Raw genomic sequence first — 22,827 nt, forward strand, 5'->3', positions numbered from 1 at the left:
CAGCGCAGAACAGCGACAGTTATTGCGCGTTCGCTTTCACACGCGCGCTTGCCGAAGCCACCGCCGTCATGTTGATGATCCGGCGCACAGTCGCAGCCGGCGTCAGGATATGCACCGGCTTTTCTGCGCCGAGCAGGAACGGCCCCACCGTCACGCCTTCGCCGCCGATCATCTTCAGCAGGTTGTACGTGATATTCGCCACTTCCACGTTCGGCATGATCAGCAGGTTCGCCTCGCCGGTGAGCTTGGTGCCCGGGAACGCAGCCTTGCGGACCATCTCCGACAACGCAGCATCACCATGCATCTCACCGTCGATCTCCAATTCAGGCGCGCGGTCCACGATCAGCTTGCGCGCTTCGGCCATCCGTTGCGACGAAGCCGACGGCACGCTACCGAAGTTTGAATTCGACAGCAGCGCGACCTTCGGCGTAATGCCGAACTTCTCGATCTCGCTCGCGGCCAGCACGGTCATATCGGCAAGTTGCTCCGCAGTCGGCACTTCGTTGATGTACGTATCGCAGATGAACAGATTGCGGCCCGGCAGCATCAGCAGATTCATCGCCGCCAGGTTCTGCACGTTTTCCGCCTTGCCCAGCACCTGCTCGACGAACTTCAGATGGCTCTGGTACGTATCGATCATGCCGCAGATCATGCCGTCGGCATCGCCCACACGCACGAGCAGCGCACCGATCAACGTGTTGAACTTGCGCAGCGCCGCCTTCGCGACTTCCGGCGTGACGCCCTCGCGCGCACCGATCTCGTGATACTCCTGCCAGCACTTCTGGTAGCGCGGATCGTCTTCCGGATTGACGATCTCGAAGTCTTCGCCGCATTTGAGCTTCGAGCCCATCTTCTTCAGACGCATGTCGATCACCGCCGGACGGCCGACGAGGATCGGCTTGGCGATCTTCTCCAGCAGCACGAACTGCGCAGCGCGCAGCACGCGTTCATCTTCACCTTCTGCAAACACGATGCGCGCCGGCGCCGACTTTGCCGCGGCGAACACCGGACGCATCACCATGCCGGTACGGTAGACCGTGGTGCCGAGCTCTTCCCGATACGCGTCCATGTCCTTGATCGGACGGGTCGCAACGCCCGAATCCATCGCGGCCTGCGCGACGGCCGGCGCGATCTTGATGATCAGGCGCGGGTCGAACGGCTTCGGGATCAGGTAGTCCGGGCCGAATTCGAGCGTGTGGCCTTCATAGGCCTTCGCCACTTCGTCGCCCTGGTCGGTTTCTTCGGCGAGCTCCGCAATCGCGCGCACGCAGGCGAGCTTCATCTCTTCCGTGATCGTCGTCGCGCCGACGTCGAGCGCGCCGCGGAAGATGAACGGGAAGCACAGCACGTTGTTGACCTGGTTCGGATAGTCCGAACGGCCCGTGGCGATGATCGCATCCGGGCGCACCTTCTTCGCTTCTTCCGGGCGGATTTCCGGTTCCGGGTTGGCCAGCGCGAGAATCAGCGGCCGAGTGCCCATTTCCACAACCATCTCCGGCTTCAGCACCCCGGCGCTCGAACAACCGAGGAACACGTCGGCGCCGCGTATCGCATCGGCTAGCGTACGCGCGTCGGTGTTCGCTGCGTAGCGTTCCTTCGACGGATCAAGATTGCCACGGCCTTCGTAGATCACGCCTTTCGAATCGGCAACGAGCACGTTCTTCTTCGAGAGGCCCAGGTGCACCAGCAGGTCCAGACAGGCAATCGCCGCAGCGCCCGCGCCCGAGCAAACCAGCTTCACTTCGTCGAGCTTCTTGCCGACCACTTTCAGGCCGTTCAGGATCGCTGCGGACGCAATAATCGCCGTACCATGCTGATCGTCGTGGAAAACTGGAATCTTCATGCGCTCGCGCAGCTTCTTCTCGATGTAGAAGCATTCCGGCGCCTTGATGTCTTCGAGGTTGATGCCGCCGAGCGTCGGCTCGAGCATCGCGATCGCATCGACCAGCTTGTCGGGATCGGTCTCGGCGAGTTCGATGTCGAACACGTCGATGCCGGCAAACTTCTTGAACAGACACCCCTTGCCTTCCATCACCGGCTTCGCGGCCAGCGGGCCGATGTTGCCAAGACCAAGCACGGCCGTGCCGTTGGTGATCACGCCGACGAGATTGCCGCGTGAGGTGTACTTCTGCGCGTCGAGCGGCTCTTCGAAGATCGCCATGCAGGCTGCCGCGACGCCAGGCGAATAGGCCAGCGAGAGGTCGAGCTGATTGGAGAGCGGCTTGGTCGGCGTGACCGAAATCTTGCCGGGCTTCGGATGCTGGTGATACGCGAGAGCGCTTTGCTTCAGTTGTTCGTCCATTTTTTAGCCTGCGAGACGTAAGTGATCGGGCCCGGCTCATCGCGCCGTGTGCCTCGCTCGCATGGATCGAATGGGTAATCGACTGCAGCGGTTTGCGCCTGCGCCGGTTAGGCGCAGCGTCGAACCTGAGCGGCTAGCAAGACGGTGCAGAGCTTTTGCGGGGGAATTAGTGTACACCCCGCATGGGTCGTGACGAGTAGCGTTTACCGCCGGTAACCAACGGCGAAACAAGGACTTGCGATGTTGCGGCGCGTCATTGATGCAGAGGCGTTCTGCTGCTTCGGCGGGACCTTGCGAAGAGCGTGACGTCAGTTAGTCGAGCGCCGCGCCGCGACGTTCCGGAATCAGGAACAGCGTCGCGAAAATGTCGAGCAGATAGATTGAAGCGAGCAACGCGAGAGCGGCGCCGAACGAGTAGCGCGCTGCCAGCGCACCGACCACGACCGGCCCGAAACCGCCGATGGCTCGCCCGATATTGAACAACACGTTTTGCGCCGTGGCTCGCGCTTCGGTGGGATACAACTCGGAGATCAACGCACCATAGCCGCCGATCATGCCGTTGACAAACACACCCATGACGGCACCGCCGATCAGCAGCGCGAACGGCGTGCCCAGGTGCGCATAGACGAACACCATCACGACTGCGCCGGCCTGGTAGAACAGGAAGGTCGGTTTGCGTCCGAAGCGGTCAGCGGCGATGCCGAAGAGCCAGATGCCGAGCGCCATCCCGAGCACCGTCGCGGAAGTCCACAAACCGGATTTGGTCAACGAATAGCCGAAGGTCTTCGACAAATAGCTCGGCAACCAGATCATCAGACCGTAGTAGCCGAAGTTCTGCACGGAGCACAGGATCACAACGCCGACGCTGGCGCACGTGGTGCGAGCGTCCGCGATCAGGAGCCGCAATGGCAGTTTGCGCGCCGTGGTCCGTTGCCCTGCGCGCGCCACTTGCCTCGCGTGCTCAGCGCGTTCGACGAACAACGCCGGTTCCTCGACGCGCCGCCGCACCACGAACGACACTACGGCCGGCGCCAGTCCCAGCGCAAACATGCCGCGCCAGCCGATGACCGGCAACAGCAACGGCGTCAGCAGCGCGGCGGCCAGCACGCCGAGTTGCCAGCCCAACCCCACATACGACGACACCCGCGCTCGCTGCGCCGCAGGCCACGCCTCCGCGACGAGCGTCATGCCAATACCGAACTCGCCACCGAGTCCGAGCCCGGCGATGGTCCGGTAAGCCAGCAGATCCGCGTAGCCTTGCGCCAGCGCACACAGGCCGGTGAAGACGGCGAAGATCAGGATGGTCCACGTGAGCATCCGCACCCGGCCGAAATAGTCGCTCAACACGCCGAAGAGAATGCCGCCGGCTACTGCACCGATCAGCGTCCACGTGACAAGCGAACCGGCCTGAGTGGACGAGAGGTGCAGGTCGACGGCGATCACCGGCAACATGAAGCCGAGGATCAACAGATCGAAACCGTCCATCGCATAACCGAGCACCGCTGCGAGCAGCGCCCGGCCGGCATAGCCGCGTTGCGCGGTCGCACGGGTGGGGGTGGAGGAAGAGGCGACTGTCATCGAAAGCATCCCGTAGGGCGCGGGCGCGCGGAGGAGATCGGCGCCGCCCATCCCTGAAAATTCGCGTGAGTGTAATCGGCGCTCGCCCGGGCCACAAGCAAGCCAAAAAGACCGCCGCGCCACATGCGGCGGCACGGCCATCAGGACACCCGTCCCCCAGTTCGAAGTGTCGCCTCTGCGCGCCCACTTGCCGCCGCTATCGCCATCTTTACGGGTTTTCACGCACGACCGGCTCCTCGGAAGTGTCCGAATCGGGTAAAATGTCGGGCTACGCGCGTAGCAAAACCGGCCTGCACTCCACTGACCGGCTGCGTGTTCCGCCCATCAGGCGCGGAATACCCCGCTTGCTGCGCCGCCGGGCCTTATGCGCCCGCGCCCTCCCGCTCACACCCAAGGATCCGCCCATGACAGGCTTCGATCGCCAGACGATCTCCGACACGACCGCCAAGATGCTGCTGGAAGTGCAAGCAGTTCACTTCAACGCGGAAAAACCGTACATCTTCACGTCCGGCTGGGCGAGCCCGGTGTATATCGACTGCCGCAAGCTGATCTCGTATCCGCGCGTACGCCGCGGCCTGATGGAAATGGCCGAAGCCACCATCCTGCGCGACGTCGGCTACGAGCAGATCGACGCGGTCGCCGGTGGCGAAACCGCCGGCATCCCGTTCGCGGCCTGGCTCTCCGACCGCCTGATGGTGCCGATGCAATACGTGCGCAAGAAGCCGAAGGGTTTCGGCCGTAACGCACAGATCGAAGGTCTGCTGACAGAAGGTCAGCGCGTGCTGCTGGTTGAAGACCTGACCACCGACAGCCGCAGCAAGATCAACTTCATCAATGCGCTGCGCACTGCGGGCGCGACGGTGAACCACTGCTTCGTGCTGTTCCATTACAACATCTTCAAGGAAAGCGTGTCGGTGCTAAAAGACATCGACGTCGACTTGCACGCGCTTGCCACCTGGTGGGACGTTCTGCGCATTGCCAAGGAAAAAGGCTACTTCGACACGAAGACGCTCGACGAAGTCGAAAAATTCCTGCATGCCCCGGCTGAATGGTCGGCCGCGCACGGCGGTGCAACGGCGTCGCCGCAGTAAGCAACCAGTTTCAAGCACGCTGGCTGGGACGGCCCCACCGCAACGCGGTCTGGTCCTTGCCCAAGCGGCTGATGAATGGAAAAAAAGCTGCCCCTCTTTCCGACAGGCAGCTTTTTTTATGCAGCTCGCAGGGACGATCTAGATAACGCGATCACTGATCACTCAGTTCCCCCGCCAACCCCGACGACAGATTCGCCAGGCCATTGCTCTGCGCGTATTGAAACAGTTCGGAATCACGTTCGAGACCGAGTTTGCGCATGGCGGTGTTCTTCTGCGTGCTGATGGTCTTGATGCTGCGGTTCAACTGCTCCGCGATTTCCTTGATCGTCATCCCGGATACGAACAGCCGTACCACTTCCAGTTCGCGCTTCGACAGCATCACCTCGTCGGTCTTGCCGCCAGCGTTCATGCGCAACGTCTCGAGCGAGGCCTTGACCGACGGACTCATGTATTCGAGACGGCGGCTGACGTGCTGGACCGCGAGCCCGATATGGCTCAGATCGTCCGCCTTGTTGACGACCGAGGTCACGCCGAGTTCGCTGAGGCGCTTGAGCAGCGCAGCATTCTCGAGCATCGTCAGGACGACGATAGGCAGATTGGGAAAATTGCGGCGCAAGTAGCCGATCAGCGGAAGACCGTCGCCGTACTGCCCACCGGGCATGGCGAGATCGGTCACCAGCACGTCGCAGGGGACGGTCTGCAGGACCTTCATGAGTTCCGTTGACTGGCGCGCGCGTGCAACAACTTCGATGCCGGGGAATTTGAGCAGCGCTTGCTCTGCACCGAATAAAATCACCGGGTGATCATCGGCTATAACGACCCTGACTGGTTCTGGCATGGCTCTCCTTCGCCTGATAGCACGCTCTCCGAAATTTCAGCCATGCATCATTCTAAATTCCGGGTTCTAAATTCGTGAACTTCCTTGCGTTGCCGGCCCGCGGGCGCAATTCTGCTGACTATAGCGGATTTCACCTGTCCGCGCCCTGTCAGAGCGGGCGCCACAAGGCTCCGCTTAACCAAATGTTAATCTTGATTCGACCGCGAAACACAAAATAGGGACAATAATCATCGTGAGGATGGAAGCTCACACCCCTATGCTGCATCGGAAGGAGAATCGGCACATGCGTTCGCGTTGCCTGGTCGTTTCGCTTGCTTCGCCCCGCTCACGATCGTCGTCTTTTGCGATTGCGACGCTCAGTCTCGCGCTTGCCGTCGCGCACGGGCCGCGTGCGCTCGCCGACGGACCCTTTACGCTGACGAGTGCCAGCTTCCGCGATGGCGGCACCGTCGACGCCGCCCAGGTTTTCGACCAGGACGACTGCAAGGGTGCAAACCGCTCGCCGCAGTTGTCATGGCATGACGCACCGGCAGGCACCCGCAGCTTTGCCGTCACCATCTTTGATCCCGACGCGCCCGGCCCCGGCTGGTGGCATTGGGCCGTCGCGGAGATCCCCGCCAATATCGACCGCTTGCCCGAGAATGCAAGCGCGTCAGGCTACATAAAGAAGCTCGGCGCCGTCGAGGCGCGCAACGACTTCGAGATCGACGGCTATGGCGGCCCGTGTCCGCCGGCCGGCAAGCCGCATCGCTACGTGATCACAGTGTATGCGCTCAGCACGACCGATCTGCGGCTCGCCCAAGGCCGCCCGGCGTTCATGTTCGACCACGAGATCGGCACTGCAACGATCGGTAGTGCAAAAATGGTGGTGAACTACGGGCGCTAAAATCTACGCCCGCACAGGCCGCGGCGGTAGGGTTTCACAGGTCCGGCGGATGGCTCAGTATCGCCGCGACCGACCCACCGCAGCGCGCTCGCACCGCTCGTCCTAGTCCTCCCTTCAACTTCCCTGGAGCATTTCATGCCGAAGATCGTCATCGTTTATCACAGCGGCTATGGCCATACGAAGAAAGTCGCCGAGGCTGTGCTCGCCGGCACGCTCGCGGCTGGCGCCGACGCCAGACTGATCGCAGTCGGCGAACTCGACGATGCCGGCTGGGCCGAACTCGACGCCGCCGACGCCATCATCTTCGGCGCGCCGACCTACATGGGCGGGCCATCGGCCGACTTCAAAAAATTCGCCGACGCCAGTTCGAAGGTGTGGTTCGGCCAGAAGTGGAAAGACAAGATCGCCGCCGGCTTCACCAACTCCGCGACGATGAACGGTGACAAGTTCTCGACCATCCAGTACTTCGTCACGCTGGCGATGCAGCACAGCATGATCTGGGCGGGCACCGGCATGATGCCGGCCAACACCAAGGCGGCGACCCGCGACGATCTGAACTACGTCGGCGGCTCCACCGGTCTGCTCACGCAGTCGCCGGCGGATGCCACGCCAGAAGAAGCCCCGCCGCCGGGCGACCTCGAAACGGCCAAGGCATTCGGCGCACGGGTCGCAGCCGTGACGGCGCGCTGGAGCGCTGCGAAGTAGACGTCCCCGGTCCGCCGCCGGTGCGAACCCGCCGTCAACGGATCGCATCTGCCGTATAAAACCGTCATCTCAATGTCATTTGCACGGCGCAACGTCGTTTTTCGACGATGTTTGCGCACGTGTGCCGCCATCAGGTCTTAAAATAGCGTTCCGGCGCAACCTGGCGCCACCGTTTTCCCCGCGGTTTTCCCGCAAGCCAGTGAGAGTGAGATGAGCACGAAAGTATTTGTCGACGGACAGGAAGGCACGACCGGCCTGAAGATTTTCGAATACCTGTCGCAACGCGCCGACGTAGAGATCCTGCGTATCGAAGAAGCGAAGCGCAAGGATATCGAGGAGCGCCGTCGTCTCATCAACGCGTCGGACGTCACGTTCCTGTGCCTGCCCGATGTGGCCTCGCGCGAATCGGCTTCGCTCGTCGCGAACGACCATACCGTGCTGATCGACGCGAGCACCGCGTTTCGCACCAGCGCCGACTGGGCTTACGGCCTGCCGGAACTGGCGCGCTCGCAACGCGAACGGCTGCGCACGGCCAAACGCATTGCCGTGCCGGGCTGCCACGCATCGGCGTTCGTGCTGGCCATGCGTCCGCTCGTCGAAGCCGGCGTGGTCGCACCGGAGTTCGCTGCGCACAGCTATTCGATCACCGGCTACAGCGGCGGCGGCAAGAAAATGATTGCGGACTACGAAGCTGGCGGCGACGACCGACTGAAGAGCCCGCGTCCCTATGCGCTCGGTCTCACGCACAAACACTTGCCGGAGATGGCAGCGCATACGGGTCTGAAGTCCGCACCGGTGTTCACGCCGATCGTCGGCGAGTTCTACAAGGGTCTGGCGGTCACCACCTTCTTCTCGCCAAGCCAGTTGGCGAAGAAAGCCACGCCGCAAGACGTGCTCGCCCTGTTCAGCGAATACTACGCAGGCGAAGCCTTCGTGCGCGTCGCTCCGTTCGACGCTGAAGCCAACCTCGACGGCGGCTTTTTCGACGTGCAGGCGAACAACGACACCAATCGCGTCGACCTGTTTGTGTTTGGCAACGAAGAACGCTTTGTCACCGTCGCGCGTCTCGACAATCTGGGCAAGGGCGCATCGGGCGCAGCCATCCAGTGCATGAACCTCGCGATCGGCACCGCCGAAGACAGCGGATTGAAACGCTAAGCGCATCCTTCCCGACGGCGCTTCGACGCCATTCAAGCCAAAAGGCCGGTTTTATAAACCGGCCTTTTGCGTTTTAAATCCCTGCTTGAAGATTTCAAATCGCTTGCGAGTAATCGGTACTACTCCCGATTACTTTCGAATAAAATCCTGCCGTTATACATGGATCGGTAAATCGTGCAGACCGGCGAATTAATCCGCACAGATTGCCGCCTAGGGAAACACCCGATTTTTCTACGAACGGTCGTTCGCAGATGATAGAGCCTTTTTGCTCAAAGCCCTGACAGGCAAGCGTGTGCCGCAAAGCAACGCTTCAGCTCCTGCATCCGAAAATTCGTTTTTTGTTTAAAAGGCTCGCAAACCTCGCGGTGGCAAGAGTCGCGCGTTTTAGAGGCTGTTTGAATCGACCTTTTTAGACGGTTCAGTCAATTGACAGCCCTTAAACGCGCAGCGAAATTACTTCGCACAATTACACGAAAGGGAGACAGCAGCATGTCGTACGCCATAATTAGAGGCCTTGTACTGGCTATTTTGACCGCCTGCCTGGTGGTCGGGTGTGGTGGCGGCAACGCCAGCAATCCCGCTGCGATCAACACGCCGCAATGTTCCGGATCAAGCTGTCCCACGCAAGGGCCGCCGCCGCAAGGCACGGTTGCTTCGCTCTGCCCTGCGACCGCCGATATCGGCAATACGACGTATCTGGGCGGCGCCGGCAGCGGCGAAGTGGTGAGCCTGAACATCAACGCCACGGCAATGACCTACACGCTGTCGTGGCTCGAATCCCCCATTCCGCTTGCGACGGGAACGGTAACGCCGACCCGCGCAGGTGTTCAGATCACCGGGGCGGTTGCGCATCCGCCCACCGGCGCATTGCCGACCGCTGAGCAGATACGCTGCGCGTTCGTATTGACGCCGGGCAGCGGATCAGGACCCAACGGTACGTACAACACCACCGCTGACTTCAACACCGCCAATCCCCCGACGATCTTCATCGGCCAGGGCGTGGCAGGCGGCGGCATTCCAGGCGCCACGGTCCAGTTCGGCGGCATATTGGGCCTCGGCGCGGTGGATAACCGTCATTTCGACTTTTATCCGTTCCTCGGCTTCGCCAGCACGACCACGGATATCACGAAGCTGCCGGGCACCTACAACGGCCTCATGTACCACCTGACGCCTTCTGGTAATTCGGGCAACTATGCAACCGTCGGCACGAGCACCATCGAAACCTTCGATGCGACCGGCACCTGCACGTCCACCCAAAGCACCACCGGCTTCTCGCCCAATGCGGGAGGCTGCCTGACGACGGGTAACCCATACACGGTCGACGCCAACGGCTATCTCGATAGCACCCAGGCTCCGCAGATCATTGCGCAGACATTGCCGACCGGCAAATCGGGCGTTGCGCACATGATCCTCGGCCAGCTGAACGGGGCCACCATCCCGCTCGTCGTGCGCACTGGCAACGTCAATACCAACCTCCTGTCGCTGGCGGTCGACGACGAATCCGGTATCTCCATGCTCGCTCCAGCCACGGCACTCGCCTCGGGCGGCTTCGACGGCGGTTATGTCGGCGCAGATTCGAACTTCAACTACACCGCAACGCTGATCAACGGCGCCACCGGAACCTTCGTCAACCCGGGTACGTCGAGCGCCGAGGACGGCTTCAGCCTGACCTACGGTGTCGCGGCAACTCCTGGGCTGGTCAATGTCACCGCCACGACGACCAGCGGCGGCAGCGCTACCGGCTTCGCAATCGCAGCAGGCGGCCTGTACGCGATCCTCATCCAGGGTGAGGAGAACAACGGCGTTGCAACGACTTCGACCATTTCGGGTACAGCGGAGACCCCGTACTTCGGCATCGGCGCCAACGTCAACAAGTAACGGGACGATCAGATCGAGGGATGGCCGGACAGGGAGCCGGCCATCGAAAACGAGAACATTCTGGAGGGGGCAGTATGAAATGGAAAATCCTTGCGGCACTGGCATTGACAGCGCCGTTGGTGACAGCATGCGGCGGTGGCGGTGGCAGTTCGCCGGCTCCGGTGGTCACAGCGCTGTGTCCTACCACGCTTGACTACAAGACGGTCTACACGGGAGGCGGAGGCGACGGCGAACTGGTCAAGCTGCAGCTCGATACGACCAAGATGACCTGGCAGATCAGCTACATCGAATCGCCGATTCCGCAAACCACCGGCACCGTCACCCCGACCCGGGCAGGCACGACCGCCAGCGGCACGCTGACTCCGGTCACGCAATTGCCGACCGCCAAGCTCAACCAGTGCGCCTATCAGCTGAACGGCGCGAGCCTCGACCCGACCCGCCCGGCACGCATCTTCGTCGGCGAAGGCGTAGCAGGCGGCACGATCCCCGGCGCGCAGATCCAGTTTGCCGGTGTGCTCGGCGTAGGCGCCGTTCCCGATACGACATTCCCGTACTACCCGTTCATCGGCTTTTCGTCGATTGAAACGAATATCGCGAGCTTGGCCGGCACGTATAACCAGGTCGGCTACCACCAGGTCCCCTCGCAGGACTTCCTGCCGGTCTCAGTGGACGCAAAGATCACGATCAACGCCGATGGCACGTGGACCGAATGCGACAACTCCGGCGTCAATGCCGGCAAGTGCGAGCAGCCCGGGACCAACCTCGTGCAGTCAGCGGACGGTAGCGGAGCGTTCGAAACCGACAACTTCCAGGGCCAGGCGAAAGCCACGCTTGCCACCACTCCGCAGGCCAAGGGCTTCATGATCGTCGGCCAGTTGCGCGGCCAGCTGGTGCCGATCCTGGTGCGCACCGGCGTCGCCAATCCGGCGGCCTTGCTGGCGGACGACGAGTCGGGCATTTCGATTCTCGCGCCGCAAGCTGCGGTCGCGGTGAACTCGCAGAACGGTGAGTACATCGGAGTGGACAGCCAGTTCGACTACCGCACCACGGCACTCGAAGGGACCCAGGCCACGCTGCTCGATCCGTTCAATGCATCGCAGGCGTCGCTCGCGACCGCGCTCAACCTCGACTTCACCGAGGCGGTTCCAGGCGAGGTGACGACGACCCAGGTCGGCGCATCGACGGGCACCACGCCGACCGGAAAGATGATTTTCACCGGTGGCGTATTCGGCTATCTCGACCTGACGACGCCAGCGTCGCCTTACTTCACGATCGGCGCATTCGTCCAGTGATGGACGCAGTGAGCACTGTCACCACGTAACGAGGCGACCGCTCCCCGGCTGCAGCCGCAGCCGGGGTCTGCCCAGAGCGCAACGGCAACACGGGAACGAAAGCCCGTCGCCGCGCGTAGCAGGAGCGCCCGCTCAGGAGGAACGTCATGAAAAGAATGCTCATCGCGGCGATGGCCGCGTGCCTCTCGCTTAGTGCCCACGCCCAGCAGGCGGGCGACAACGTCGCTGTGCTCGGCTGGTTCCACGTGGCGCCGAAGGACTCCAGCTCGGCGCTCACCACCAACGTCGCGCCGACGCCGATCAACACGCCGCTGCGTCTGCCGAACTCCTTCACCTCGGGCGGCACCGGCCTGTCGACCAACAACGCGAACACGGCCGGCCTCGTGATTACCCACTTCTTCACGGACCATATTGCGCTGTCGTCTGTCGCAGGCGTGCCGCCGGTGTTCAAGGTTTACGGTCACGGCACGATCCAGCCACCCGGTCCGGCTGGCGCACTTGGCAGTCAGAATCTGGGTGACCCGTCGAGCAATCCGATCATCAAGAGCGTGCGTCAATGGAGTCCTGCCGCGATCCTGCAGTACTACTTCGGCCAGCCCACCTCGAAGTTCCGGCCGTTCGTCGGTCTCGGCGTGTCCTACAACTGGTTCTCAGACGTCCAGTTGAATCCGAACTTCGTCACCTCGACCCAGAACAACCTCGGCTCGGTGCTGGCCGCGGGCGCCGGCAAGCCGGGCACCACGCAGGTATCGGCCAAGGCGTCATCGTCATGGCAACCGGTGTTCAATGCGGGCGCGGAGTACAACATCACGGATCACTGGGGTCTGCTGGCTTCGATCACGTATATCCCGCTGAAGACCACCTCGTCCGTGATCGTCAAGGCCGCCGACGGCACCGAACTCGCAGTAAGCAGGGCCACGCTGAAGGCGGACCCGATCATCTCGTTCCTGGCCATTTCGTATAAGTTCTAGTTGGCACAGCGGACGCGCCGCTGCACGAAAACGCAGGACGAAAAAAAGCCCGCCTACTTGGGCGGGCTGAATCCATATCAGAGGAGACATGGAGGAGACAAGGCAAATCATAGCAAAGCGTTTGGTGCGACGCAACATCGGAATTAGGGTTGACCCTCGATGTTGCGTTTATGCAACTAGCGGCGCACCAGCGCCATCATCGCGCCAAAGCCAACGAACACGCCGCCCGTCAGACGGTTGAACGCCCGCGCCACATTGCGGCTCTTCAGCCGCGCGCCAATGTGCGTGCCAAAGCCCGCATAGACCAGATACCAGCTCACTTCGATCACCGCGAACGTGGCGACCAGAACGCCGAATTGCGGCAGCGTCGGGCGGCTGGCGTCGATGAACTGCGGCAATAAGGCGGCGGCGAACAGAATCGCCTTCGGATTGCTACCGGCGACCAGAAATCCGTTGCGAAACAACGCAAGACGCGAACGCGCCGGTTTTGCGGCAAGTTCATCGGTGCGGTGAGCCACGCCCTCGTCCGCAGGGGACCGCCAGGCCTTGATGCCGAGATAGACCAGATACGCTGCGCCGATCATCCGCAGCGCGTTGAACATGGCCGGCCACGCTTCGAGGAACACGCCAAGCCCCGCTGCCGAGACCGACAGCATCAACACAAGCGCCGACAGGCAACCAGCCATCGTTGCCCCCGAGCGGCGCAGCCCGTGCTGCGCGCCATGCGTCATGACGAGCAGCATGTTCGGACCGGGGATGGCGGAAACGACGAAGACGGTGGCGACGTACAGACACCAAGTATGCAGGTTCATGAATGGGACGGTGAGAAATCAGCGGGACAGGCATTATGCCTGCCCCTGCAGTGTGGAAGTGCGGGCAATTTCCGGTGCGGCCGCCTTACGCGCACATTAAGCGCTCAGCGCTTAGCGTCCGGCGCGGCGCGCCGACACCTCACCCAGCACCGCGAAATCCTTCTCACCGTCACCGTGCGCGATGGCGTCGATCAGGTTATCGCGTACCAGACTCCCCACCGGCATCGGCGTCGATACCGCGTCGGCGGCAGCCAGCGCCAGACGCACGTCCTTCAGCCCAAGACGCGCCTTGAACAGCGCCGGCTCATAGCGCCGCTCCGCAATCAGCTTGCCGTAGCCCTGATAGACCGGGCCGGTGAACAGGCCCGCTGTGATCACGTCGAGAAAATCCTGCATCGCCACGCCGTGCGCTGTGACGAGACTCGCCGCCTCGCCGAGCGTTTCGACCGCCGAGGCAATCATGAAATTGGCAGCGAGCTTCATAACGTTCGCCTGTTGTGGCTGCGAACCGATGCGCCAGGTCTTCTGACCGATCACATCGAATACCGGCTGCACGCGCTCGATGGCTTCGGCCGGCCCGCCGGCGACGATGGTCAGCTTGCCTGCCGCGGCCACGTCAGGACGTCCCAACACCGGCGCGGCGACGTAGTGCAGGCCACGCGTCGCGTGGGCATGGGCCAGCTCTTCAGCCAACGCCACGGAAATTGTCGCCATATTCACGTGAATCACCCCGCGCGGCGCGTGTTCCAGCAACGCGGCGTCGATCACCTCGCGCAACGCCGTGTCGTCGGCGAGCATCGAAAACACGGCGTCGCCGGTAAATGCCTCGGCGGGCGAACCGACCACCACTGCGCCCTCTGCTACCAACGGCTGAGCGCGCTCCGGCGAACGGTTCCAGACCCGCACCGTGTGACCCGCTTTCAGCATGTTGCGCACCATGGCGACGCCCATCTCGCCGAGACCGATAAAACCGATGTCCATCTCTCGCTCCACTCTTTCGAAGAGGTGAAAGTAGAGCACAGCCTGGCGAGACGTGCAGCCAGCACGCAATGCCCCCCAGTGCCATACTGACGCGATGGTCACCGCGACATTCCGCTTCTATGAGGAGCTGAACGATTTCCTCGCCCGGCCGCTGCGCCAGCGCGCGTTCAGTTGTGCCTGCGCGGACGCCGCCACGGCCAAGCACATGATCGAAGCGCTCGGCGTGCCGCACACGGAAGTCGAATTGATCCTGGTGAACGGCGAGTCGGTCGGCTTCGAGCGTCAGCTGGCTGACGGTGACCGCGTGGCGGTTTATCCGAAGTTCGAGGCGCTGGACATCCAGCCGCTGCTGCGCGTGCGTGAACGCCCGTTGCGTGTGATGCGTTTTATCGCCGATGCCCACCTAGGCGGCCTCGCGCAACTGCTGCGGCTAGCCGGCTTCGACACGCTCTACGACAACCACTACCCCGACGCCGACATCGAAGTGCTGGCCGCCGCGGAACAGCGCATCGTGCTGACTCGCGACCGCGAATTACTCAAGCGGCGCACGATCACCCATGGCTGCTACGTCCGCACGCTCAAACCCAAGGCGCAGTTGCGCGAGATTTTCGACCGGCTCGACCTGGCCGGCAGCGCCCGGCCGTTTCGCTTGTGCCTGACCTGCAACGTTCCGCTGCGGCGTATTCTCAAAGACGAGGTAGCCGGCCGCGCGCCCGAGGGCGTGCTTGAACGGCACAGCCAGTTTGTCACCTGCGACGTGTGCCGGCGCGTGTTCTGGGAGGGCACACATTGGCAGCGCATGCGAGCGTTGATGGACAGCGTGGCGGGTGAACGCGCCTGAGCGATGGCACTAACGTTTGATCCCGCCGGAACCCCTCTCCAGCTGGCGAGCTGGCGCGATGCGTACAATGCGGGATTACCTACCCTGCAGAGGCTTTCCGTATGCCGATGAAAAAAACCGACCTTGAGAAGAACAAGGCCCTCAAACTAACCCATTCCATGAAACTGTCGACCGCCGACCGCTTCGGCAAAGGGTCCGCCGCTACGCCCGTGCTCGACCGTCGCGAACAACGCAAGCTCGACCAGGCGCAGGGGCTCGTGCCGTTCGCGTGCAAGCTCAACGCGGAACTCGTCGAGCAATTGAAGGAACGCGCGGCTACGCATCCGGAAGGCATGACGGGCTTGCTGACCGAAGTTATCCAGCGTGGGCTCCCGGCAGACGCGTCGTAAAATCCCGCCGGTTTGCTGCGCTCAGCACCAACCGGCTGAACCGCGCGCAGCAAGATCATGCGGCATCTATGAAGAGAGGCCAGAGCGCGATGCTCTGGCCTTTTTGTCTCCTGGCTCCAAACCGGCTCGACAGTCTGCGCCGCTGCCTAAACCAGATTGCGTAGCAGGCTGGCGGTTTCCTGGAGCGTCGGCAAAACCCGATGCAAGGCAGCATTGGCCGACTCCTGGCCGATCGGCATGCTGACGCTGATCGCGGCCACCACCGAGCCGTGCCGGTCGCGCAACGGCACCGCGACGCCGCGCATGCCGAGCTCGAGCTGCTGATCCGTAACGACGTAGCCATTGCGGCGCACCTCACCCAGCACCTCACGAAGCTGCTCGATGGTGGAGTAGGTTTGTGGTGTAAAAACCTTGATTTCGTACGACGCGAGCCATCGCTCGATGACCTCCGGCGTCTGAAACGCCAGCAGCACCAGACCCGCCGACGACAACGGCGCCGCCGCCCGCGACCCGAGCACGAAGCCGACCGCCATCGCCCGGTTCACACCGTTGCGGGCCACGTAGACCACATCGTGTTCGTCGAGAATCGCGACCAGCGCGGTTTCCTGCAGCGTCGCCGTGATCCGCTGCAGGAACGGCTGCACAGTGCGCGGCAAGCGCGCCGAGTCCAGATACGATTGACCGAGTCGCAGCACGCGCGGCGCGAGCCAGAACAGCTTGCCGTCGGTATCGACGTAGCCGAGCTCACGCAAAGTCAACAGGTAGCGGCGCGCCGCCGTGCGCGACAGGCCCGCGCGCGTTGCGACCATCGTGGGGGTCATGCGCGCATGTTCCTCGTCAAACGCCTCGATGATCGCCAGTGCTTTCGCCGCGCCGGCTATCCAGTCCTTGTCATCCATGGGATCCGCCTGATGTCCGCCCGACGCCGTCCCGCAAGCAGGTCAACGCGATTGCGCGATTATCGCGCGTGACATCCAGTAGCGGCTGTTTGAAAATCCAGGCCTTCCACTCACCAGGATTGGGCGAATCCGAACCGCTCGGCCAGGTTCTCCCGCGCCTCCTTCCGGCTGTCGGCAGTGGGCGGAAACACGCACCAGCATCCGTCGTCGTGTCTGAAGAAAAACAGACTCCGGTCGCCCTCCGCCAACGCGGTTTCGACGCGTACGTAGCGTCTGCCGCCCGCGCGGGTGCGGCTGAATTCGGTGACACGAATGGGATTCGACGGAGCCGGCGCCAGCCACTTCTCGACCAGAAAGCGCAGGGATTGCTCGCAGGCAGCTCTCATGACCGTCTCCACGAGCGTTCGTCCTGGGATACGTCCCGCGTGTCGTCGACACTATCGTTATCTGGGGTGGACGGCTCGTCGGCTTCGGCTTCGGCCAGTTCGATGGCCCGGCTGGTCGCCGCGGCCCGCAGCGTACTGCAATGAGTGGCGTGTCTGATGTCCGAGAGTAGACGGACAAGCTGTCGTGCTGATCTGCGTTTCATCGAACACCCCCGCACTGCACCAGTAACCTGAGAAAGCACTTTAACTTTATGCCGGGACGGCGCACCGCTGTGAGGTTTTTGACTAAATAGCAACAGTCACGGTCAAACTCGTGCGCGCCGGACGTCTGCGCCGTCCGACCTCAATGTGCGCGCATTGGCGCAGTGCGGTATGTGCGCTGGCGACCGCAACGCACTGATGGGACTGGTGGCTAACCGGACGGCGGCTGTTTCAGAATCGCACCGCAGTGACAACAGTTAAACGGCACGCCGGCGGCAATCTTGAAGGGGGAGAAATACGGAGTGATGGCGGGGCTCTACGGCTGCGCACGTAGCCGGAACTCTGCGGTTGCGGACGCGCCGCGACGAACACGCATGGCGGCAAAAAAACCAGCGTCGATCAACCGGTGCGGTGATCAACACCGCGCGTTCTTATGGGCTGACGCTGGCCGAACTGGCTGGCTGCGTCATATCCGGACGGCCCAGAATATCCGGCTCGACAGACGACACAGGAGCCACCGGCGCCCCGGCCGCGACCGGCTTGTTCAATGCGCTGGACGGCGGCGCCACCACCCGGTTGGCCGCCACCATCGGCGCCGGCACGATCGGTACGGGCGCCGCTGTCGGCACCGTCGAGGCAGCGGGAAGCGGCATGCTCATCACATCGCTCGACTTGACAGGGTCAGTACGCACGACCGTCTGCAGATAGTGATCGACGAGCCCGAAGAAACGATCGTAGAACTTGCCCGACGGAATTGTCTCGCTGGAGATTTTCACCATCTCGTCGTTGTTCGAGCGGATCGGCAGCGACACCGAACCGATTATGCTCAGACCGACGCTCGCCGAGGTATCGCTTTTCTTCATGGCAAAGCCGTCCTGCACCGCATTCACGTAGACGATGCTGGTGTCGCTGGCTTCTTCACCCGGCGTGCAAACGACATGAAACTCCACCATCACGTGCGAATCGCCGGTGGGCTGGAAGTTCTTGGTGCCGTCGACGGTATCGGGGTGCGTCAACGTCGTCATGTAACCCTGGCTCAGCAGCGCGCGACGCGCAGCTTCGCAGGTGTCAGCGGTGCTAGCGTTGAAATTGCGGGCGAAGGGGCTCGCGCCCGTATCGAACTGTTCCTGTTGGAATTTCGGTTGTGACGAGCTTGAACAGGCGGCAAGCCCGAGCAGCCCAAACAGCGAGGCTACGGTAGCTTTAGAAAATGAGGTACGCATGATTCCGGAAGGCAGACTACTTAACGTCGAATGGCATGCATTGTAGAGCGGTTGCCTGACAGAGCGAAAACAACCGGCAAAACGCGTAACGCGTTGAAACAAAAAGGTTTGTAGGCTTTTCGTTAGCGTGGCGTGCGGCGCCTGGCGTTCGGGACGGTGACAAAATGATCGCGGAGCCGACTAAGGTAGCCGGACGGCCGTCAGTTGCCCGGTGGGCTTTGGCTGCGCGTTTGCGCGACCGGTCAAGTCAGATCAGATCAGGGCGCCGCCGAAGCCGTGCCAGCAGATGACAGGCCCGTCGAAGACGAGCCCAGCACCGCGCTCGCAGGAGGAATAAAGAATGTACGGGCTCCGTCAGCGGAGGGGGCGCAGTCGGCAACGCGACCGCCGCATGCCGCGTCGTCCGCGACAGGGCGCACCCCGCCGCCCTGTTCGGCGACAACCGGCGCAAACGTCTCGACCCGCGTGCTCACCATCTGCGCGTAAGCCATCGAACCACCATAGCTCTTCAACGCGAGACTCATATTGCCGCCGGCCGATTGCATGTAGCCGTGCAGGATGGCAGAGCCAGCCTCAATATTGGCCGTCGGCTCGGTCAGGTCTTTAACGTTGCGCAGCAACCCGCGGTGGGCGGCCGGCACGACCTGCATCAGGCCCGTGGCGCCACGCGGGCCTTTGGCCTTTTCTTTAAACCGGGATTCAATTGAGATGATCGCCAGCAGAAGCGCCGGCGGCAGCGAATACTTGGCCGCGGCGGACTGCACGGCGGTGGAGATTTGCTCGGCTTTTGCCTTGGCGAGGCCAAACTTTTGCGTCAGATATTGCGAGATACGGTCGTGGTCGCTCTCTTCGGCCATCGCGCTCTGCATGAGGCAAAGCGACAGCATGATCAGACAAAGTAGTCGGCTCATGAGTGGATAACGTTGGAGAGGAGAAGGTCGTATTATACCGATGCTCGAAAAAGAGGCAGCAAATCTTCAGAACATACGGAAAAATACTGATCTGGGCCGGAACGTGCGGCGCCAGATACGGTAGATATTGCAGCGGTATTGATTCTCGGGGCTACGGCCCTATGTGGTGATGTTGATCAACGACGGCAATCAGATAGGCATGAACAAACCCGAATTCTCCGAGCCCGACAGCGCGCGTCCCGACCTGTTGTGCTTCCTCGTCGCGATTGCCGCCGCGTCGTACGCGCTGACTAACGACTGGCGCGTGGACCATGTAGTCCAATGCTGCCGTCAGTGGCTCGACAAGAACCAGTTGAACATGCAATGGCTCGACCGCGTGCGCATCGGCCAGCTTGCACTGAAGATCGCCAGCAAGGACCTGCTGGATGCAGGCGTCGCAGTGCGCCTGTCGAGCGTGAACGCGCTGTTCACCAGCGAGATGGAACTCAACGAGGCAAGCACCATGGTGCAGAGAATGATGGCGCTGTGTTACGAAGCGCTTTGAGCCATTTCACCCGCTCAGCGCTCGACAAGAAAAATCGACATTGCTTCGCGCAGGGTGCGAGCGGCGAGTACACCGATGCGGCCTTATCCAGGGCCTGTGCAACGGCATAACGGCGCGCGTGACCGATTTTTTAGATCAATAACTTTCCCAGGCTGACGGACACGTGTGTGCCGAACCCAGCCCAAAGGACTCGCAATCAGACTACCGAGGAGCGTGCACGGCCTCGCGTCACGTCCGCCCTTCCTTTCGGATCCGCTTGGCTTCGTACATGGCCTGATCGGCCCGATCGATGAGGGTGGTCATCTCGACGCCGTCATCAGGGAGCACGGCAGCGCCGACGCTGATATCGAGGTCAAGCACGCGCCCCTCGAACTCGAACGGCTCACGATCCTGTTCGACCATGCGCATGCCAAGCCGCTAAGCATCGGCCTTCGAGTGGATACCGGGCAGGATGACGGCGAATTCGTCGCCACCCACGCGCGCTACCGTGTCCGAACGCCGCGCCGTTCTGTTCATGCGATCGGCGGCTACCTTGATCGCCGCATCGCCTGCCCGGTGGCCGTAACGGTCGTTGATGGGTTTCAGGTCGTTGAGGTCAAGATTAAGAATGCCGAGCGGTTCCAAAGACCGTTGAGCGAGTTGAATCGCCTGCCGCAGACGGTCGTAAAACAGCGCACGGTCCGGCAACCCTGTCAGCGCATCACGCGTAGCCAGAAGATAAAGCTCGCTGGTCTCGTGCTTCGCCGCATGAAACATGGCAGCGGCAATCAGTTCGGACATCAGCTCGAGCGAGCGAATGTCGTCATCAGTGAACGCGCCCGGCGCTGCCCCCACGACCTTCAGTACACCCACCGTCGTATCCACATGCCTGAGCGGCGTGACGATCATCGAGCGCAGGCCGACTCGCCGGCAAGCCTCCCGGTCGACACGCGGGTCGATTTCCGAGTCAAGGCATCGCAGGATCTCGCCGCTCTCCACGCACAAACCGGACAGGCTACCGTTACGCTTGAGGCGCAAACCCAGCAGCGTGGCAGCGATGCCCGAACTCGCGCAATAGACCATTTCATCGCCCTCAGCAAGCTCGACGACGGCGCCGTCGGCGTGTGTCAGTTGCTGAACCCGCTCGGTGACGAAGCTCATGACGCCGCCAAGATCGAGTCCCAGTTTGGCGATCTCTGTCTGCGCTCTGACGATCGCGAGAAGCGTTTCGCTGCAGGGAACGGAGTCATTGAAGGCTCTCTGCAAGGTTCTCTCCGAGGGCAGGTTACCGGCACACATTCTACGGGACAAAAATTGGCGAAGTGACCGCTGCGCCGGCGACAAACAGCCAAACCTGCGCCTGGCGCGATTCGCTGAACAGAGTGCATCGTCACCGACGAATACCAAAGCGAGTTGGCGTAGGGATGTATTGAAAATAACCTAGGGATTTGCTGTTTTTGGCGTAACCGCTCCCCATTTCGCAGGCGTTCGGTTTGGTGTATTTTGGCGGCAGCTTCGCTTTTTTTGACGTTGGGGGATCGTCTTGTTTCTGCAAGAAAACGAAGGGACATACACGTGAGCCTTGATGAATACTACGGACGACTGGGCTTGCCAAACACTGCCTCGCCTGCCGAGATTAAGCGGGCGCATCGGCGCTTGCGGGCGAAGTACCACCCCGACCGCAACAAAGGCGCGGAATCTAACGTCGAGCCGGCTTTCAAGCTGGTCCAGGAGGCGTTCGAGATTCTCACTGGCGAGCGCGAAGCGCCCTTGCACATGCGCACACGTGCCCATGACGCGGCTCGCAATGCGCCTCATCAACAGCAGGAACACGCGGCAGGGCACACCGAACGGACCGCAAGGTCTGCATCGGGGCGAGCGGGCGCCTATGGTCCGAATCGCGGACCGCTGCCCATGCGCGGAGCAAACCGGCTCAACCAGCTGTACGTGCCTGTCGAAGTGGCGTTGAACGGTGGCGAGGCCGCGACGCGTTATCAGGTCACCGAGACCTGCCATCGATGCCGGGGCAAAGGCTTCCAGTCCAAGGTGGCGCAGTGTTCAGGCTGCGAAGGGTGGGGCCAAACAGGCGACGGGCTACGGTGCGGCACCTGCTCCGGTGCGGGACGTACGACGAGCAAGCAATCGTGCCCGTCGTGCGACGGCACGGGGACGGAAAGCTACTGGAACTCGGACACCGTCGAGGTGCCTCCCGGCGCATGGGATGGTCAGAGACTCGTCGTGGCGGGCGGTGGATTTCCAGGCGTGCATGGTGGCGCTGCTGGCGACGCGATCTTCTCGATAGCCGTTGTATGTGGCTCCGACTTTACGCGCGAAGGACTGAACCTGAGCGGAGAACTCCAAGTCGATTTTGTGACGGCGACGCTTGGAGGGTCCGTCGAAGCAAAGGTGCTCGGACGCGACCTGCGCGTCACGATTCTGCCGAACTCGCAGCAGGGAAGTGTCATTCGCCTGCCGGCGCGCGGATTATCGGACAAGGCGGGAAATCAAGGGGATCTTCGGCTTCGCATCGCGCTTGCCATGCCTACGGCAGCGACGCTTTTAACAGACGAACAGCGTCACGCTTTTCAGGAAATGTTTGCGGATGCGGCGCGCCGTGGTTCTGGGGATAGCTCGGACAGCTGATATTTCGCGTTGCCTTGTACCCGCTTCATGCGCTGCAATGCGGTAGTGATGGCCGCTGGCCGCCTTCAATGACGCTCCAGATACGTTCCTCGGTGTCACCCGTGAATCGTCTGGCGATGACAGCCTGGCATTCATCGCAGCGATAGTGCTCAAGCGCTAGCGTACCGTTGCACTCGGCCACGCCGATCAACGTCACGCCCTCCTGACGTTGAGTATCAACCGGACATCCGTCAATGTCGGCACATCTGTCGCAGACTTCCATGGCGCCTCCGGAATCAAATGACCAATCCACTGGCTAGCGTCTGCATACGTCGCTCAA

Annotated in this window: 21 protein-coding genes and 1 pseudogene; 11 read left to right on the forward strand and 11 right to left on the reverse strand. The window is 62.1% G+C overall.

The window, feature by feature from the left end; all coding sequences use genetic code 11:
• Nucleotides 1-19: 19 nt before the first annotated feature.
• Both M0954_RS27815 and M0954_RS27820 read right to left on the reverse strand, forming a co-directional pair.
• Complete coding sequence (locus M0954_RS27815; protein ID WP_297356712.1) at nt 20-2,302, reverse strand: NADP-dependent malic enzyme; 2,283 nt, start codon at nt 2,300-2,302, stop codon at nt 20-22.
• A 312-nt stretch (nt 2,303-2,614) separates the two neighbouring features.
• A complete protein-coding gene (locus M0954_RS27820; protein ID WP_122155466.1) occupies nt 2,615-3,880 on the reverse strand; it encodes an MFS transporter in 1,266 nt (421 codons plus the stop codon).
• A gap of 404 nt (nt 3,881-4,284) precedes the next feature.
• On the opposite strand from M0954_RS27820, the gene M0954_RS27825 reads away from it, so the two are divergent.
• Entirely contained in the window at nt 4,285-4,971 is a 687-nt protein-coding gene (locus tag M0954_RS27825) for an orotate phosphoribosyltransferase (RefSeq protein WP_074262733.1), read from the forward strand.
• A 151-nt stretch (nt 4,972-5,122) separates the two neighbouring features.
• Here M0954_RS27825 and M0954_RS27830 read toward each other — a convergent pair whose 3' ends face one another.
• A complete protein-coding gene (locus tag M0954_RS27830; protein WP_122152776.1) occupies nt 5,123-5,809 on the reverse strand; it encodes a response regulator in 687 nt (228 codons plus the stop codon).
• Between the two features lie 283 nt (nt 5,810-6,092).
• On the opposite strand from M0954_RS27830, the gene M0954_RS27835 reads away from it, so the two are divergent.
• The 6 genes from M0954_RS27835 to M0954_RS27860 all read left to right on the forward strand — a co-directional run bounded on the left by M0954_RS27835 (nt 6,093) and on the right by M0954_RS27860 (nt 12,699).
• A complete protein-coding gene (locus M0954_RS27835; protein ID WP_297356714.1) occupies nt 6,093-6,695 on the forward strand; it encodes a YbhB/YbcL family Raf kinase inhibitor-like protein in 603 nt (200 codons plus the stop codon).
• A gap of 135 nt (nt 6,696-6,830) precedes the next feature.
• Complete coding sequence (locus M0954_RS27840; protein ID WP_122152778.1) at nt 6,831-7,400, forward strand: flavodoxin family protein; 570 nt, start codon at nt 6,831-6,833, stop codon at nt 7,398-7,400.
• 210 nt (nt 7,401-7,610) lie between these two features.
• Nucleotides 7,611-8,558 (forward strand): N-acetyl-gamma-glutamyl-phosphate reductase, encoded by a 948-nt coding sequence (argC, locus tag M0954_RS27845; protein WP_122152779.1) that lies wholly within the window; start codon nt 7,611-7,613, stop codon nt 8,556-8,558.
• 489 nt (nt 8,559-9,047) lie between these two features.
• A complete protein-coding gene (locus M0954_RS27850) occupies nt 9,048-10,436 on the forward strand; it encodes a DUF2957 domain-containing protein (RefSeq protein ID WP_122152780.1) in 1,389 nt (462 codons plus the stop codon).
• 74 nt (nt 10,437-10,510) lie between these two features.
• Nucleotides 10,511-11,728, forward strand: coding sequence for a DUF2957 domain-containing protein (locus tag M0954_RS27855; RefSeq protein WP_297356716.1), 1,218 nt, complete (start codon nt 10,511-10,513; stop codon nt 11,726-11,728).
• 146 nt (nt 11,729-11,874) lie between these two features.
• Entirely contained in the window at nt 11,875-12,699 is an 825-nt protein-coding gene (locus M0954_RS27860) for an OmpW family outer membrane protein (protein ID WP_122152782.1), read from the forward strand.
• 176 nt (nt 12,700-12,875) lie between these two features.
• On the opposite strand, the gene M0954_RS27865 is transcribed toward M0954_RS27860, so the two are convergent.
• A complete protein-coding gene (locus M0954_RS27865; protein WP_122152783.1) occupies nt 12,876-13,511 on the reverse strand; it encodes a LysE family translocator in 636 nt (211 codons plus the stop codon).
• Between the two features lie 111 nt (nt 13,512-13,622).
• Entirely contained in the window at nt 13,623-14,492 is an 870-nt protein-coding gene (locus tag M0954_RS27870) for an NAD(P)-dependent oxidoreductase (protein WP_122152784.1), read from the reverse strand.
• Between the two features lie 94 nt (nt 14,493-14,586).
• Here M0954_RS27870 and M0954_RS27875 point away from each other — a divergent pair, with 94 nt between their 5' ends.
• Complete coding sequence (locus M0954_RS27875) at nt 14,587-15,333, forward strand: Mut7-C RNAse domain-containing protein (protein WP_122152785.1); 747 nt, start codon at nt 14,587-14,589, stop codon at nt 15,331-15,333.
• A 101-nt stretch (nt 15,334-15,434) separates the two neighbouring features.
• Complete coding sequence (locus M0954_RS27880) at nt 15,435-15,722, forward strand: hypothetical protein (RefSeq protein WP_123384996.1); 288 nt, start codon at nt 15,435-15,437, stop codon at nt 15,720-15,722.
• A gap of 146 nt (nt 15,723-15,868) precedes the next feature.
• On the opposite strand, the gene M0954_RS27885 is transcribed toward M0954_RS27880, so the two are convergent.
• From M0954_RS27885 to M0954_RS27900, 4 genes are all read right to left on the reverse strand, one after another.
• Complete coding sequence (locus M0954_RS27885) at nt 15,869-16,621, reverse strand: IclR family transcriptional regulator C-terminal domain-containing protein (protein WP_122152787.1); 753 nt, start codon at nt 16,619-16,621, stop codon at nt 15,869-15,871.
• Between the two features lie 110 nt (nt 16,622-16,731).
• Entirely contained in the window at nt 16,732-17,007 is a 276-nt protein-coding gene (locus tag M0954_RS27890; protein WP_123384998.1) for a hypothetical protein, read from the reverse strand.
• Nucleotides 17,008-17,639: 632 nt separating this feature from the next.
• Entirely contained in the window at nt 17,640-18,431 is a 792-nt protein-coding gene (locus M0954_RS27895; RefSeq protein WP_122152789.1) for a DUF2242 domain-containing protein, read from the reverse strand.
• 257 nt (nt 18,432-18,688) lie between these two features.
• Entirely contained in the window at nt 18,689-19,342 is a 654-nt protein-coding gene (locus M0954_RS27900; RefSeq protein WP_122152790.1) for a lytic transglycosylase domain-containing protein, read from the reverse strand.
• Between the two features lie 199 nt (nt 19,343-19,541).
• Between M0954_RS27900 and M0954_RS27905 the strand changes: the two genes are divergently transcribed.
• Nucleotides 19,542-19,886, forward strand: a complete 345-nt coding sequence (locus M0954_RS27905; RefSeq protein WP_297356718.1) for a hypothetical protein — start codon at nt 19,542-19,544, stop codon at nt 19,884-19,886.
• A gap of 228 nt (nt 19,887-20,114) precedes the next feature.
• Here M0954_RS27905 and M0954_RS27910 read toward each other — a convergent pair.
• A pseudogene (locus tag M0954_RS27910) lies at nt 20,115-21,164 on the reverse strand (diguanylate cyclase).
• 276 nt (nt 21,165-21,440) lie between these two features.
• On the opposite strand from M0954_RS27910, the gene M0954_RS27915 reads away from it, so the two are divergent.
• A complete protein-coding gene (locus M0954_RS27915; protein WP_297356720.1) occupies nt 21,441-22,508 on the forward strand; it encodes a DnaJ C-terminal domain-containing protein in 1,068 nt (355 codons plus the stop codon).
• A 25-nt stretch (nt 22,509-22,533) separates the two neighbouring features.
• On the opposite strand, the gene M0954_RS27920 is transcribed toward M0954_RS27915, so the two are convergent.
• Nucleotides 22,534-22,770 (reverse strand): hypothetical protein, encoded by a 237-nt coding sequence (locus tag M0954_RS27920; RefSeq protein WP_297356721.1) that lies wholly within the window; start codon nt 22,768-22,770, stop codon nt 22,534-22,536.
• Nucleotides 22,771-22,827 lie beyond the last annotated feature (57 nt).

Source organism: Paraburkholderia sp., assembly GCF_026225065.1.
Lineage (GTDB): Bacteria > Pseudomonadota > Gammaproteobacteria > Burkholderiales > Burkholderiaceae > Paraburkholderia.

Bases quoted from the DNA above. Each gene is read 5' to 3' on its own strand.
- M0954_RS27835 (WP_297356714.1), top strand. From the start codon at position 6,093: ATGCGTTCGCGTTGCCTGGTCGTTTCGCTTGCTTCGCCCCGCTCACGA.
- M0954_RS27815 (WP_297356712.1), bottom strand. From the start codon at position 2,302: ATGGACGAACAACTGAAGCAAAGCGCTCTCGCGTATCACCAGCATCCG.
- M0954_RS27870 (WP_122152784.1), bottom strand. From the start codon at position 14,492: ATGGACATCGGTTTTATCGGTCTCGGCGAGATGGGCGTCGCCATGGTG.
- M0954_RS27875 (WP_122152785.1), top strand. From the start codon at position 14,587: ATGGTCACCGCGACATTCCGCTTCTATGAGGAGCTGAACGATTTCCTC.
- argC (WP_122152779.1), top strand. From the start codon at position 7,611: ATGAGCACGAAAGTATTTGTCGACGGACAGGAAGGCACGACCGGCCTG.
- M0954_RS27885 (WP_122152787.1), bottom strand. From the start codon at position 16,621: ATGGATGACAAGGACTGGATAGCCGGCGCGGCGAAAGCACTGGCGATC.
- M0954_RS27865 (WP_122152783.1), bottom strand. From the start codon at position 13,511: ATGAACCTGCATACTTGGTGTCTGTACGTCGCCACCGTCTTCGTCGTT.
- M0954_RS27880 (WP_123384996.1), top strand. From the start codon at position 15,435: ATGCCGATGAAAAAAACCGACCTTGAGAAGAACAAGGCCCTCAAACTA.
- M0954_RS27840 (WP_122152778.1), top strand. From the start codon at position 6,831: ATGCCGAAGATCGTCATCGTTTATCACAGCGGCTATGGCCATACGAAG.
- M0954_RS27855 (WP_297356716.1), top strand. From the start codon at position 10,511: ATGAAATGGAAAATCCTTGCGGCACTGGCATTGACAGCGCCGTTGGTG.
- M0954_RS27860 (WP_122152782.1), top strand. From the start codon at position 11,875: ATGAAAAGAATGCTCATCGCGGCGATGGCCGCGTGCCTCTCGCTTAGT.
- M0954_RS27895 (WP_122152789.1), bottom strand. From the start codon at position 18,431: ATGCGTACCTCATTTTCTAAAGCTACCGTAGCCTCGCTGTTTGGGCTG.
- M0954_RS27900 (WP_122152790.1), bottom strand. From the start codon at position 19,342: ATGAGCCGACTACTTTGTCTGATCATGCTGTCGCTTTGCCTCATGCAG.
- M0954_RS27850 (WP_122152780.1), top strand. From the start codon at position 9,048: ATGTCGTACGCCATAATTAGAGGCCTTGTACTGGCTATTTTGACCGCC.
- M0954_RS27825 (WP_074262733.1), top strand. From the start codon at position 4,285: ATGACAGGCTTCGATCGCCAGACGATCTCCGACACGACCGCCAAGATG.
- M0954_RS27905 (WP_297356718.1), top strand. From the start codon at position 19,542: ATGAACAAACCCGAATTCTCCGAGCCCGACAGCGCGCGTCCCGACCTG.
- M0954_RS27820 (WP_122155466.1), bottom strand. From the start codon at position 3,880: ATGACAGTCGCCTCTTCCTCCACCCCCACCCGTGCGACCGCGCAACGC.
- M0954_RS27890 (WP_123384998.1), bottom strand. From the start codon at position 17,007: ATGAGAGCTGCCTGCGAGCAATCCCTGCGCTTTCTGGTCGAGAAGTGG.
- M0954_RS27920 (WP_297356721.1), bottom strand. From the start codon at position 22,770: ATGGAAGTCTGCGACAGATGTGCCGACATTGACGGATGTCCGGTTGAT.
- M0954_RS27830 (WP_122152776.1), bottom strand. From the start codon at position 5,809: ATGCCAGAACCAGTCAGGGTCGTTATAGCCGATGATCACCCGGTGATT.